This is a genomic window from Paraglaciecola aquimarina, from assembly GCF_032464635.1.
Taxonomy (GTDB): domain Bacteria; phylum Pseudomonadota; class Gammaproteobacteria; order Enterobacterales; family Alteromonadaceae; genus Paraglaciecola; species Paraglaciecola aquimarina.
Genome location: NZ_JAWDIO010000002.1, coordinates 2,076,001 through 2,090,078, shown reverse-complemented (window position 1 = coordinate 2,090,078; position 14,078 = coordinate 2,076,001). Strand labels below are relative to the sequence as shown.

At 41.8% G+C, this 14,078-nt stretch carries 7 protein-coding genes and 3 pseudogenes; 6 read left to right on the top strand and 4 right to left on the bottom strand.

Translation table 11 applies throughout. The features are described 5' to 3' along the window. The first annotated feature begins 42 nt into the window (after positions 1–42). From ampE to RS130_RS10455, 6 genes and pseudogenes are all read left to right on the top strand, one after another. Positions 43–867 (top strand): beta-lactamase regulator AmpE, encoded by an 825-nt coding sequence (gene ampE / locus RS130_RS10480; protein WP_316025909.1) that lies wholly within the window; start codon positions 43–45, stop codon positions 865–867. A 196-nt stretch (positions 868–1,063) separates the two neighbouring features. Beyond that, a complete protein-coding gene (gene pdhR, locus RS130_RS10475; protein WP_316025908.1) occupies positions 1,064–1,819 on the top strand; it encodes a pyruvate dehydrogenase complex transcriptional repressor PdhR in 756 nt (251 codons plus the stop codon). A 99-nt stretch (positions 1,820–1,918) separates the two neighbouring features. Then, a pseudogene (gene aceE / locus RS130_RS10470) lies at positions 1,919–4,595 on the top strand (pyruvate dehydrogenase (acetyl-transferring), homodimeric type). 26 nt (positions 4,596–4,621) lie between these two features. Continuing rightward, the gene (gene aceF / locus RS130_RS10465) at positions 4,622–6,604 is read left to right on the top strand and encodes a pyruvate dehydrogenase complex dihydrolipoyllysine-residue acetyltransferase (protein ID WP_316025907.1); all 1,983 of its coding nucleotides are present in this window, start codon (positions 4,622–4,624) and stop codon (positions 6,602–6,604) included. A gap of 124 nt (positions 6,605–6,728) precedes the next feature. Further along, positions 6,729–8,163 (top strand): annotated as a pseudogene (gene lpdA, locus RS130_RS10460) (dihydrolipoyl dehydrogenase). A 172-nt stretch (positions 8,164–8,335) separates the two neighbouring features. Further along, positions 8,336–10,279: a S9 family peptidase gene (locus RS130_RS10455; protein WP_316025906.1), complete on the top strand. Its 1,944-nt coding sequence runs from the start codon at positions 8,336–8,338 to the stop codon at positions 10,277–10,279. A gap of 855 nt (positions 10,280–11,134) precedes the next feature. Here RS130_RS10455 and RS130_RS10450 read toward each other — a convergent pair. The 4 genes and pseudogenes from RS130_RS10450 to RS130_RS10435 all read right to left on the bottom strand — a co-directional run bounded on the left by RS130_RS10450 (position 11,135) and on the right by RS130_RS10435 (position 14,075). Beyond that, positions 11,135–12,381 (bottom strand): annotated as a pseudogene (locus RS130_RS10450) (tetratricopeptide repeat protein). A gap of 85 nt (positions 12,382–12,466) precedes the next feature. Beyond that, a complete protein-coding gene (locus RS130_RS10445; RefSeq protein WP_428982853.1) occupies positions 12,467–13,075 on the bottom strand; it encodes an energy transducer TonB in 609 nt (202 codons plus the stop codon). Between the two features lie 19 nt (positions 13,076–13,094). Continuing rightward, positions 13,095–13,502, bottom strand: a complete 408-nt coding sequence (locus tag RS130_RS10440) for an ExbD/TolR family protein (RefSeq protein ID WP_235311970.1) — start codon at positions 13,500–13,502, stop codon at positions 13,095–13,097. A gap of 48 nt (positions 13,503–13,550) precedes the next feature. Beyond that, positions 13,551–14,075 (bottom strand): MotA/TolQ/ExbB proton channel family protein, encoded by a 525-nt coding sequence (locus RS130_RS10435; protein ID WP_316025904.1) that lies wholly within the window; start codon positions 14,073–14,075, stop codon positions 13,551–13,553. Positions 14,076–14,078: the final 3 nt, after the last annotated feature.

The window sequence follows — 14,078 nt, the reverse complement described above, 5'->3', positions numbered from 1 at the left end:
TCACTATTATTTCTAAATTCAACTATTTAAAGAGAAATTATCATGACCTTGATCAGCTTGTTACTCGTCATATTAGTAGAGCGAATCACAACAAAATCTAGATATTGGCAAGCTGAGTTTTATTCAAACAAGTACGCAAGTTCTATCAATTCAAATAAATGGTTGAATTCTTCATCTAAGTCTTGGGCACTGATTTTATTTATTATGCTGCCAGTCTTGCTTAGCCACTTTTTTATCCAACAATTTACCGGTGGTTTACTTGAACTCATTATCAGTACGGCTGTTTTGATGGTATGTGTAGGGTGCCCAAATATCAGAGCAACTTACAAATGTTTCTTACAAGCTGCTAATCGCGGTGATTTACAAGCTTGTGATTTATATGAACAACAAATTAAAAATGGTGCAGAAGACAACTCTTCTTTCGGACAAAATTTAGTTTGGCAAAACTATCGCCATTATACCGCGGTTATTTTGTGGTTTACGGTATTTGGTGTAGCAGGCGCCCTTTTGTATGTGCTGGTCCGCGATTTAGAAAACTACCTGACTAAACAAAAAAGTGCTGCTGCGCCCCAAGCCAAATTTTTATTGAACCTAGTGGATTGGATCCCCGTTAGGATCACTGCTTTTGGTTTCTTAATAATTGGTCACTTTTCTAACGCGTTCTCGACTTGGCTGAGCTACTTACCGGATCCAGCGGTACCTGCCAAAACACTATTATTGCAAGTGTCAAAAAATGCAGAAGAAGTAGAACCCGATGATAATAATTGTACCGAAGAACCTTGTACCTTAGTGCGACTGGCGAAACGTAATGTCATGTTTTTATTAGTTGTAATAGCCATATTGACCCTAGCAGGCTGGATCAACTAAGTGGTACGACCATAAAAGATTATGTCCCTACCCCTTCTTTTAAAAGGATTAATTTAATTTCAAGTGAAATAAAAAAAGACTTTTACAAATTTAATATTTACCCGAGGCGGAATGTCAATTAAGCTATCGGGTTAAATGGTCTTACCAATTTACCAAGATTAATAATTATACTTTATTGATACGGCGGAAATGAAAAATGCGCAGGGTGCAATCTAGAAAATTATCTGACGACATTATGGATCAATTAGAATCCATGATGTTAGATGGCAGATTATCATCTGGACAAAAGCTCCCTCCAGAACGTACTTTAGCCGAACAATTTGAAGTATCAAGACCCTCAGTAAGAGAAGCAATACAAAAATTAGAAGCAAAAGGTTTAGTAATCCGTAAGCAAGGTGGTGGGACCTTTGTTTGTAATAACGTATTTGGCGGTTTGTCTGATCCGTTGTTTGATCTCATGTCAAAAAACGCCGACAGCAAATTTGATTTATTAGAGTTCCGATTGGGAATTGAAGGTATGGCCGCTTATTACGCTGCTATGCGCGGCACGCCTGGCGAACTTAAAGACATACAAGCTACGTTTGACGCGGTCAGCCTGGCTCAAATTGAAAACAATTTCCGCTTAGAAGCAGAAGCCGTTTTTGAGTTTCTGCTATCTATTTGTCGGGCTAGCCACAACGCTGTCATTTTGCATCTGGTAACGAGTATGGCCAGCCTATTTACAAATACTCTAGAGCAGAATATAACAGTACTTGCTAGGCGCCCTGAGATGTTCGACAAGATGCGCGATTATCGGAAAAAACTACTGCAAGCTATATTAGCAGGTAAACCTCAAAAAGCGTGGAGTGAGAGTCACAATCACCTTACCTTTATTGAAGAAGAATTATTGTTGCTTTCGCAAGAACAAAGCTTTATGCAGCGTTCAATTACGCGGATGCAACGACATCAGTAAGCTTAATCTTTGATTAGGCGGTAAACCACGATGACTAGTGTCAAATTTTTGGTCATTTAACTATTTATACATAACAACATTGGAGACTAAGTAAATATTATGTCTGAGCTCCCTAACATTGATATTGATTCGTCAGAAACCCAAGAATGGTTGGAATCTTTGGAAGCAGTTTTGGAAAATGAAGGTCCAGAACGCGCCCATTTCCTTTTAGAGAAGTTAATTGATCAAGCTCGTAGAAGCGGTACTCACCTACCCTTTGATGCTAAAACAGCCTATGTAAATACGATCCCGCCATCTCAAGAACCCACAATGCCTTGGTGACAGAACGCTAGAATCTCGCATTCGTGGTGCAATACGTTGGAATGCACTGATGATAGTGCTGCGTGCCTCTAAAAAAGATTTAGAGCTAGGTGGTCATATTGGTAGCTTCGCTTCTTCAGCAATGCTATACGATGTAGGCTTTAATCACTTTTTTAAAGCACCTAACGCTGAAAATAGCGGTGACTTCATTTTCTCGCAAGGTCACATTTCTCCAGGTATTTATGCCCGCTCATTTGTTGAAGGTACATTAACTGAAGAACAGTTAAACAACTTCCGTCAAGAGTGTGATGGCGAAGGTTTATCTTCTTATCCGCACCCGCATTTGATGAAAGACTACTGGCAGTTCCCAACTGTTTCTATGGGGTTAGGCCCATTGCAGGCAATTTATACTGCACGTTTCTTAAAGTACTTAACCGACCGAGGCATTAAAGATTGCTCTGGGCAACGAGTTTATTGCTATATGGGTGATGGTGAGTGTGATGAGCCAGAATCATTAGGCGCAATTGGCTTAGCCACTCGTGAAGGCTTAGACAACCTATGCTTTGTCATTAACTGTAACCTTCAGCGTCTTGATGGACCGGTACGTGGTAATGGCAAAATTATTCAAGAACTTGAAGGCACATTCCGTGGTGCCGGTTGGGAAGTCTGCAAAGTTATTTGGGGCAGTTACTGGGATGCACTGATCGCTCGTGATACATCAGGTAAACTTTTACAACTGATGAGTGAAACAGTAGATGGTGAGTACCAAAACTGTAAAGCTAAAGGTGGAAAATACACTCGCGAAAACTTCTTCAATAAGTACCCTGAAACAGCGGCACTTGTAGCCAATATGTCTGACGAAGATATTTTCCGTTTGAACCGTGGTGGCCATGATCCAGTGAAAGTATTTGCTGCTTATCAAAAAGCCATGGACACTAAAGGTCGTCCTACCGTTATTTTAGCTAAAACCGTTAAAGGTTTTGGTTTAGGTGCATCAGGTGAAGCATTAAATATCGCGCACAACGTGAAAAAAATGGACGTGGATTCAATTAAACAATTCCGTGACCGTTTTAATATTCCAGTGGCAGATGACGCCATTGCAGACTTACCGTACTTCAAGTTTGACGAAGACAGCGCAGAATACAAGTACATGAAAGAGCGTCGCGAAGCCTTAGGTGGTTCGTTACCGCAACGCCGTATGCAAGCTGAAGAACAGCTTGAAATGCCTGAGTTATCAATTTTTGACGCTATTTTAAAAGGTTCTGGTGATCGTCAAGTATCATCGACCATGACCTTTGTACGAGTACTTAATAGCTTATTAAAAGATAAGAAAATTGGTAAGCGTATTGTGCCAATCATTCCAGATGAAGCACGTACCTTTGGGATGGAAGGTTTATTCCGTCAAGTCGGTATCTATGCCAGCGAAGGACAAAAATATGTACCTCAAGATGCTGACCAAGTGGCTTACTATCGCGAAGATAAAAAAGGCCAAGTATTACAAGAAGGCATTAATGAGCTAGGTGCGATGGCATCATGGGTTGCCTCTGGCACGTCTTACTCGACCTGTAATGCTACCACTATCCCGTTCTACATTTACTACTCAATGTTTGGTTTCCAACGTGTTGGTGACTTAGCATGGGCTGCTGGCGATAGCCAAGCTCGTGGGTTCTTGTTAGGTGCAACTGCTGGTCGCACAACGCTTAACGGTGAAGGTTTACAACACCAAGATGGACATTCACATGTGCAAGCTAATTTAATCCCCAACTGTGTCACCTATGACCCCACTTACGGTTATGAAGTAGCGGTAATTATTCAAGACGGTTTACGTCGTATGTACGGCGAAAACGAAAATGTTTTCTATTACCTGACTTTAATGAACGAAAACTACCAACACCCAGCTATGCCTGAAGGTGATGACGTAGCGGCAGATATCATTAAAGGTATTTACAAGCTTGAGCGTGTTGAAGCGAAAAAAGCTAAATCTAACGTACAGTTAATGGGCTCAGGCACTATCTTAAATGAAGTGCGCAAAGCAGCTCAAATATTGAGCGCTGATTACAATGTATCGTCTGATGTCTATTCTGTTACTTCATTCAATGAATTAGCACGTGAAGGTCAAGATGTAGTTCGCTGGAACATGCTTAACCCAGAAGCAGAACCTCTTACAGCACACATTGGCCAAGTCATAACCAAAGAAGCAGGTCCTGCAATTGCAGCAACTGACTATGTGAAAGGTTATTCAGACCAAGTACGAGCTTTCATTGAAACCGACTATCGCTGTTTAGGTACAGACGGTTTCGGACGTAGTGACAGCCGTGAAAATTTACGTACTCATTTTGAAGTGAACGCAGCGTACATAGTGGTAGCTTCATTATACGAATTAGCTAAACGTGGCGAAGTAGAGAAAAGTGTTGTAACAGAAGCAATTAAACGTTTCGATATCAACACAGATAAACTTAATCCACTTTACGCTTAATAGCGACTAGATAAGGAATCTTATATATGTCTGATATTCAAAAAATTCTAGTTCCAGATGTAGGTGGCGAAGAAGTTGAAATCATCGAAATTTGTGTTGCCGTAGGTGATTCACTAGAAGCAGATGAAGGAATTGTTACCGTTGAAACTGATAAAGCATCAATGGACATTCCTGCCCCATTTGCAGGTGAATTAGCGAGCCTATCTGTAGCCGTTGGCGATAAAATTAAAGAAGGTGATGTGATTGGTGAGATAAAAGCAGCAGGCGCAGCAGCGCCCGCTGCTGAAGAGCCTGCAACACCAGCAGCCGAAGCGCCAGCGCCAGAAACCGCCCCAGCAGAAGCGCCAGCCCATGCAGCATCAGGTGCAAGTGAAATCATTGAAGTTGCGGTACCAGATATTGGCGAAGACGGTGAAGTTGACGTTATCGATGTATTGGTTACTGTAGGCGATGTGATTGAACAAGAAGACGGTTTAATTACCTTAGAAACTGATAAAGCGACAATGGATGTGCCGTCAACTCATGCCGGTACAGTCAAAGAAGTAATGATCAAAAACGGCGACAAGGTAAAGCAAGGGACGCTAGTTATTAAACTTGAAGTCGCTGGAAGCGCGTCAGCTACAGCCAATACTGCAACGGCTGCTGAAGCCCCTACTCCAGCACCTTCCGCCCCTGCACAGACTACAGAGCAAGCTCCGGCGACTGTTGCCACAGCCAGTGAGTTAATCGACGTAGCCGTACCAGATATTGGCGAAGACGGTGAAGTCGACGTCATAGATGTGTTGGTTGCTGTTGGTGATGAAATCGAACAAGAAGACGGATTAATTACGTTAGAAACTGACAAAGCAACAATGGATGTTCCGTCGACTCACGCAGGTACAGTGAAAGAAGTATTCATTAAAACTGGTGATAAAGTGAAGCAAGGTTCAGTTGTTATTAAACTTGAGACCAAAGGTGGCGGTTCTGCACCAGCTCCAGCGGCAGCAGCTCCGGCTCCAGCACCTGCAGCAGCGCCAACCCCTGCACCTCAAGCGAAACCAGCTCCAGCGCCTGCTGCACCGAGTGACTTTAAGTCATCAGGTCCAGTATACACTTCTCCGGCTATTCGCCGTTTAGGTCGTGAATTTGGTGTAGATTTAAGCTTAGTAAAAGGAACGGGACGTAAAGGACGTATTCTAAAAGAAGACGTTCAAGCCTATGTAAAAGCGGCCCTTGCAGCGCCTAAAGCAGCCGCTAGCGGCACAGCTATTGTAGGTGACAACGTCTTACAGATCATACCGGTTAAGCCTGTTGACTACAGCAAGTTCGGTGAAATAGAAGAAAAGCCATTAGGTCGTATTCAAAAGATTTCTGGGCCTTTCTTACATCGAAATTGGGCAACAATCCCTCATGTGACTCAGTTTGACGAAGCCGACATTACTGACATTGAGGACTTCCGAAAAGAACAAAACGCTTATCACGCGAAGAAAAAGACTGGTTTAAAAATTACACCACTCGTATTTGTCATGAAAGCGGTTGCTCGTGCTTTGGAGAAGTTCCCAAATATGAACTCTTCGTTATCTGAAGATGGTGCTAGCTTGATTTTGAAGAAGTACGTCAATATTGGTATCGCAGTGGCAACACCAGGCGGCTTAGTTGTTCCGGTGATTAAAGACGTGAACAAAAAAGGCATTGAAGAACTTTCACAAGAATTAATCGTTATTTCTGGTAAAGCCCGTGATGGCAAGCTTAAGGCTGCTGATATGCAAGGCGGGACGTTTACTATATCTAGCTTAGGTGGTATTGGTGGTACGGCATTTACGCCAATTGTTAATGCACCTGAAGTAGGTATTTTAGGTGTGTCTAAGTCAGACATGAAACCTAAGTGGAACGGCAAAGAATTTGAACCACGCTTGATGGTACCGTTAAGTTTATCTTACGACCATAGAGTGATTGATGGAGCTGAAGGTGCGGCTTTCTCAACTGAAGTGGCTAACAACTTAACTGATTTACGTCGCTTAGTACTTTAGTACAACAGCGGTAACAGTAAAGTGTTACTGCTCGCAGACTAGCGTTATTAAGTAAAATAATTTATTCACAACCAGTTATAGAATTAGTAACTGGTTGTTTCAAATAAGATAATTTGAGGTTCTCATGAGTGAAATTAAAACTCAAGTAGTAGTATTAGGTTCTGGCCCTGAGTGGTTATTCAGCAGCGTTTCGCGCAGCCGATTTAGGCTTAGATGTAGTTTTAATCGAAAAATACGATGCCCTAGGCGGTGTATGTTTGAATGTAGGGTGTATTCCTTCAAAAGCGCTATTACACGTTGCTAAAGTAATAGACGATGCGAAAGACATGGCTGCACACGGTGTAACTTTTGGCCAACCTGAAATTGATTTAGAAAAAATTCGCCAATGGAAAGATAAAGATGTAGTAGGTAAGCTTACGCAAGGTGTCGCTGGTATGGCAAAAATGCGAAAAGTGACCACTGTTACGGGTTATGGAAAATTCACGTCAGATAAAACGATTGAAGTAGAAGGCAAAGATGGTAAAACTACCGTTACCTTTGACAATGCCATTATCTCTTGTGGTTCATCTGTTGTTGACCTACCTTTTATTCCCAACGATGACCCTAGAATCATCGACTCGACTGGCGCATTAGAACTTAAAGATGTGCCAGAAGAGCTATTGGTATTAGGTGGCGGTATCATAGGTCTAGAAATGGGGACTGTGTATAGTTCATTAGGCTCAAATGTATCTGTTGTAGAATTTGCCGATCAATTAGTTCCTGCTGCTGACGCAGATATCGTTAAGATATATACAAAACACAATAAACCAAGATTTAAGTCGGTCATGCTGTCAACGAAAGTTGTTGCTGTTGATGCTAAAGACGACGGTTTATACGTGACTTTTGAAGGTAAAAACGCCCCAGCCGAACAAGTTCGCTACGACAAAATCTTAGTAGCCGTTGGCCGTAAACCAAATGGTAAGCTAATCGATGCCGAAAAAGCCGGTGTTACTGTTGATGAGCGCGGCTTTATTAATGTCTCTAAAGAAATGCGTACAAACGTTAACCATATTTTTGCTATTGGTGATGTAGTTGGCCAACCGATGCTTGCTCACAAAGCAGTACACGAAGCTCATTGTGCTGCAGAAGTTATCGCTGGTAAGAAACACATTTTCGACCCACGTTGTATTCCGTCAATCGCTTACACCGACCCAGAAATGGCTTGGGTAGGTGTAACCGAGCGTGAAGCAAAAGAGCAAGGGTTAAAAATTGAAGTGTCTAACTTCCCTTGGTCAGCTTCTGGCCGTGCGATTGCTTCTGCTCGTACCGAAGGCAAAACTAAAATGATTTTCGACAAGGACACTGGTCGCGTTTTAGGTGGAGCCATTGTGGGAATCAATGCAGGTGAATTGTTAGGTGAAATTTGCTTAGCTGTTGAAATGGGCGCTGACGCTGAAGATGTAGGATTAACTATCCATGCCCACCCAACACTAAATGAATCAGTTGGATTAGCCGCTGAAATTTTTGAAGGCTCCATCACTGATTTACCAAATGCAAAAGCAATTAAAAAGAAAAAATAGCATTAAGCTATATTAACAAAAGGGCCTATATGGCCCTTTTTTGAGCCGCTCCCCTGCAAGAACAAACAACAAAATGAGGAATTTTTTACGCCCCCCTTTAGAATAGTGCTAATGTATAGGATAATCACCCTATCATTGTTGAGCCACTTTATACTATCGAAAAGGAATTAATTTGAAGACACCACTGTTTGTTACCTCACTTTATTTATTATTGCTCAGTTTTTATTCTTCTACCCTTAACGCAGAATCTATTCCTCTCGCCCATTTTGCTGAACTGCCTATGGTTGAAAGTCCCTCCCTTTCCCCAAATGGCGAGAATATAGTGGCTGTCAGTTCATATACCGGCGAAAAAACCATAGTAGTCGCCCCATATGACTCCATTGAATTCACATCAATTGTGCAATTACACAAAAGCAAAGATCGTATTGAATCGGTACAATGGGCCAATAACGACAGGATCTTAGTGTATGCCACTTATCCCAAAGTCGTTTTCGGTAAAAGAGTGCGTATTGGTCGATTATTTGCGGTCAATAAAGACGGCACTGATTTACGTCAATTACAGTTGAATAAACTTCAACGCCATGATCAAGCTGAATTATTCTCAGATCTAAAAGTACTGAGTATTTTACCTAATGACTACGAACATATTTTAGTGCAGACCTATACAGGGCGCGATAAGAGTCCAGCGGTTTTTAAGTTTAATATTTTTGATGGCTCGACTGAAAAAGTTGTTTCTGCGGCTGAAGAGATTGACAGCTGGGTGTCTGATTTGAATGGAAATGTACGTATTGGCATTAAACGAGAATATGATAATAAAACAGAGGAGATGACAACTGATATTTTTTATCGAAAGAACATAGAAAGTACAGAGTGGGAAAACATATACAGCTATCGCTCTTTCAAAGATTTTTACGTCAGTCCCATTGCAATTTCTGATGACAACAAAACACTATATGTATTTTCAGATTTTGAAGTTTACAAAGATGTTATCCGCAAGTTTGATATTGAAAAAAGAGAGTTTGGCGAGATTGTTTTTCAGCAAGACAAATACGATGTAGATTCTGCAATAATTAGGGATGGGCGCTTTGTAGGTGCAGCTTATACCGACGACTTCTATCGAATTGAATATTTTGACGAAGCCCTGAAAGCCCGCCAAGAACTGATCACCAAAACCTTCTCCCAGTATCAAAGCTATATCGTCAGCAATAACAAAGATAAAACTAAGTTCATAGTTTTAGCCATGCAATCCAATAGCCCAAGTAAGTATTTCTTAGTCGACTTAGCTAGCAAAAAAGCTAATTTCTGGTTATCTAAATATGCCCACTTAGAAAATAAAAAGCTTACTAGTAAGCAAAGTTACAGCTTTAGCACCCAAGACGGCACAGAGTTATATGGATACTTTACCCCAGGCTCCAAGGGCAAAGACTCTCCTTTAATTGTTTTCCCACACGGTGGACCTGGAGCAAGAGACACCATGGATTTTGACATCTGGGTACAAATGCTAAATCGCCGTGGCTATGCAGTTTTACAAGTGAACTTTAGAGGCTCTACTGGCTATGGCAACTCCTACGAAACTTCGGGGCGAAAACAGTGGGGTAAACTGATGCAAAACGATGTATACGAAGCGATTGATTGGGTAAAATCCCAACGATTGGCAGACACAACTAATATGTGCATGGTAGGTGGCAGTTATGGTGGCTATGTGGCATTAGTCGCCGGATACCAAAAACCAGATTGGTTTAAATGTATTGTCAGTGTTGCCGGTATTTCAGACCTGACAGAAATGGTTGAAAAAGACAGTTACTGGGACGGCCTGAAAGTAAATCAGAAAATAACCATTGGCGATGTTGATGACAAAGAAGAACGCAAAGACATGGATGAAAACTCTGCAATCAACCATATAACCGCATATAAAGCACCAGTATTGCTAATACACGGAGAAAATGATCAAAGAGTGCACTATTCACAAAGCGAAGATATGTATAAAGCTTTGAAGAAAAAGCGCAAGCAGGCCACACTATTATTATTAGAAGATGGCACTCACTTTATTGATGATCCTAAAAACCGAACAGAAGCCTTCGAAGCGATAGACAAATTCTTAGGAAAACACCTATAAAACCCATTGGGGTAGCTATATAAATGTCTGCCCCAATAAATCTTTGAACGTTGTGGAATAGCAATACCCCCATCTAATCCAGAGTAATTCCCCTATTTAATGAAGCCAATGGCTCCGCAAAAAATTATAAACTGCATCTTAAGACGCCGGCGACAACTTCAATAAACTCCCAATCGCATATTATGCAAACGCCCAGCATCCCACCTAGTCTTCTTTAGTAACCCCCTATGGTAGCAATTGCCCAGAGCCACCGTTTTAAGGTAAGCGTCCGGCGATCCTACCTAGCGTTTAGCAAATTCCCATGGATATCTTCCAATTAAGACACCCATACAATCTTCCAACTAAGACACCCATACTATCTTCCAATTAAGACACCCATACAATGCACCCGCTTCAAGACCACACAATCCAGCTACTCATCAGTATTACCAACATTCTAATCATGGGTGTCTCAATAGGGGATGTCTCATAGTGGATGGGATTGACTAGGAGTATCTTCCAATTAAGACACCCATACAATGCAACCGCTTCAAGACCACACAATCCAGCTACTCATTAGTAATACCAACATTCTCATCATGGGTGTCTCAATAGGGGATGGGGGATGTTCTAGTCATGGGTGTCTCAATAGGGGATGGGATTGGCTAGAAGCACTCTACAGTGACTTAGATCTCAAAAAGGGAAAGATTATTATGCTAGTAAAAAAAGGCCTGGGCTCGATACAATATCGAACACAGGCCTTAGTTTGCGCTTGGTAGTATAGTTAACCTAAGGACGGTTCAGTTCAAAAAGGCGCAGTCGAGATTGTAGGGTCAACAATCTCGTACCCAGAAAGTGTACTACTTACTTTTAACCCTACAAAGATGCAAAGTTATCTGATTGCTTTCTTTCACCTTCCACAAACTTCATCCACTGCGTTGCCATGCTACGACTACCTTCAAACTCTTGTGCTTTGGCTAACTCGTTTAACGCTTGGTTATAATCTCCGGTATTAAAACTAGCCATACCAATAACCAAATGGGCCATACCAACGTTGCGTAAACCACCCTTCTCTATCGCTGTGCGCGAAGCTGAAATGGCGAGTTCCCATTGATCTGAGTTTAAGTACATTTGACCCAATTGCGAATATAACTCACCAGTTTCTGATAATTTAGCAGCAGCTAACATCACAGGTACCGCTTTTTCTGTCTCTTTAGCGAAATTCAAAGATTGCGCTAAAAACGTTAGGTTACGCTCATCTTCAGCCAGCTTGCCTTCATCAATGGCTTTTTGCATTAATTCAGCGGCCTTGTATGGGATCTGGTGATAGTAATAAAGTTGTGCCAAGTTAAACATTTCAGACCCTGTCATTACAAAGCCTTTTTGCTCGGCAATTTCCATGGTCGCCAATTGTTTTTCTTCTAAGCCTAACTCGCCATACATACCCGCCAATTGGATCCAGTACTTAGGTGCTTCAAATTTTCTTAGCAATTTAAGCAACACATTTTTGACTTGCTCTGGTTGCTTAAGCTCGTAATAGGCAGCACGTTGTAGCACATACCACTGTTCTTCTACTTGAAAGCCCAAATCATTGTTTTCAACTTGCTCAATTGCATCATTAATGTATTTTGATGCGGCTGGGTAGTCTTGCTTTTGATACATAGCTTGCGCTTTCAATACTAAGTTTTTAGCGGGTATATCTTTGCCTGGGAACAAAGCAAGTTGGATCTTTTCCCACTTTTCGATGTTCTCAATGGTTTTGTCATAGTTGCCACGCATCATGTGCAGTTGCGCTAGGCTGAACAAAGTCGCCTGTTCAAACGACTCTGGAATAGGCTGCTGCTTGACTACATTTTCAAACTCAGCGATTGCTTGATCGAAGTTTTCGGCCTCGTAGTGAATAAAGCCATAGAAGTTATACATCATAGCCAGTTCATAACTATTCATAGAACTCGCTTTTTCTTTTACATTGTCTAAAACTTCAAACGCTTCGGCTTGCTTGCCTTCATCAGCAAAGTTTTGCGCCCGGGATAGTTGATCGTAAACTTTTGAGCGCAACGTAGGCACTCTTTTGTTTTACGTTCAGTTTTCGTTTCTTGGGCGTTCACAACACTAATTTGCATACCGCTAACTAACAAACCGCTGACAATAGCAATGGCTGTCAGCGACTTGAGATTGAATGTAGGTAGCATGTTCTTAACCATAAATTTAGCCTCCAATTTCGAATGTAACGCGCACTTCAACACCGGAAACTTCCATGGCCTCGCCATTCACAACGCGCGGTTTATACTTGTATTTTAAAGTTGCATCTAACGCTGCTTTATCAAAAATACCTTCAGGTGATGCTTGCAACACTCTAGGATCTTTTACCGATCCAAGTTTAGATACGGTAAATGTTACATCCACGAAACCTTCAATCCCTCTTTGTAGCGCACGTCTAGGATACACAGCCGCAACACGTACAATAGGTAAATATTCGCCATCACCAGAGTCTAGCGCAAGCCCTCCATCTAAAGACACATCTGCTGCCACGTCTGCACTAAAATCCAAGCCACTGGCTGCTGCATCTGGACTAGGAGCGTCCATTTGAGGCGGTGCCATATCGGGTGGTGGCTCTTTTGGCTTAGGTGGCTTTTTAGGTTTACGATCTTTTTTCTGTACTGCTTCTTCTTTTTTCACTCTAACAAAATCTAACACGCTGCCTTTTGGAGCGTCAGTCAGGGCACTACCGCCGCTTTGAATCAGAGATTGCATTAAGAAGAACAATCCTAAGGTGACAACACCAGCCAATAGGATTGCAAAAAACAGTCTTGGTATTGTCTGTGGCATAAATGACCTACGGCTCTTGAGCAGCTATCGAGACATCTAAAATGCCTGCAGCTCGTGATGCATCCATCACTTTAATTAATACGTCTGTCGTCGCCTTTTTATCGGCCTGGATCACAACAGTTCCTTGAGGATTTTCTGCATATAAACGTTCGATGTTAGCCTGTACAGCTCGCACATCAATTTTACGTTTATTGATCCAGATTTCACCTTTGTCACTGATGGCGACTAAAATATTCGCTCGGTCTTTTTTCACTGCAGTTGCCGCTTCAGGACGGTTAACATCGATACCTGCTTCTTTTACGAAAGAAGCAGTTACGATGAAAAAGATAAGCATAATAAATACAACGTCTAGCATAGGCGTCATATCAATTGCCGCTTCTTCGTCATCCATCATATTTTGAAAATGTTGTTTCATATTAATCTCTTCAATTTACTTGTTTCGCTAATCAACTTAGTGAGTTAATTAACGGTGGCGATCCATCATTAATGCATCTTCTAACTTTGCCCGCTCTGACTTAGTGGTACGAGACAACCAACTTGATGCAAATACACCAGACAGCGCTCCTACCATTCCAGCCATGGTTGGAATAGTGGCTTTCGATACACCAGATGCCATAGAGCGAGCATTGCCAGAACCAGAAATAGCCATTACGTCAAATACTTCAATCATTCCTGTCACTGTCCCCATCAGGCCCAATAAAGGACATAACGCAACAAGTGATTGAATGATTGGAATACCTGCGCCTAACTTTAAAGACACTCTTGAGATCATGGCTTGACGAACTTGTTCTGCGTTCCACGATGCTCTGTCTTCTCTGGCTTTCCACTTCGCAATAATCGCTGACTTATATTGCTTGTGAGTCACAAAGACATACATTGCTCTTTCTAAAATCATTAACCACATAACGAAAATTAGAGCCCCGATAACCAGTAGGACTTGCCCACCGGTCTCGGTAAAATCTCGAATGGTTTCTAGAAATTCAATCATGAT

Coding starts and splice junctions, on each gene's coding strand:
- ampE (WP_316025909.1), top strand. CDS start 43: ATGACCTTGATCAGCTTGTTACTCGTCATATTAGTAGAGCGAATCACA.
- pdhR (WP_316025908.1), top strand. CDS start 1,064: ATGCGCAGGGTGCAATCTAGAAAATTATCTGACGACATTATGGATCAA.
- aceF (WP_316025907.1), top strand. CDS start 4,622: ATGTCTGATATTCAAAAAATTCTAGTTCCAGATGTAGGTGGCGAAGAA.
- RS130_RS10440 (WP_235311970.1), bottom strand. CDS start 13,502: ATGAAACAACATTTTCAAAATATGATGGATGACGAAGAAGCGGCAATT.
- RS130_RS10435 (WP_316025904.1), bottom strand. CDS start 14,075: ATGATTGAATTTCTAGAAACCATTCGAGATTTTACCGAGACCGGTGGG.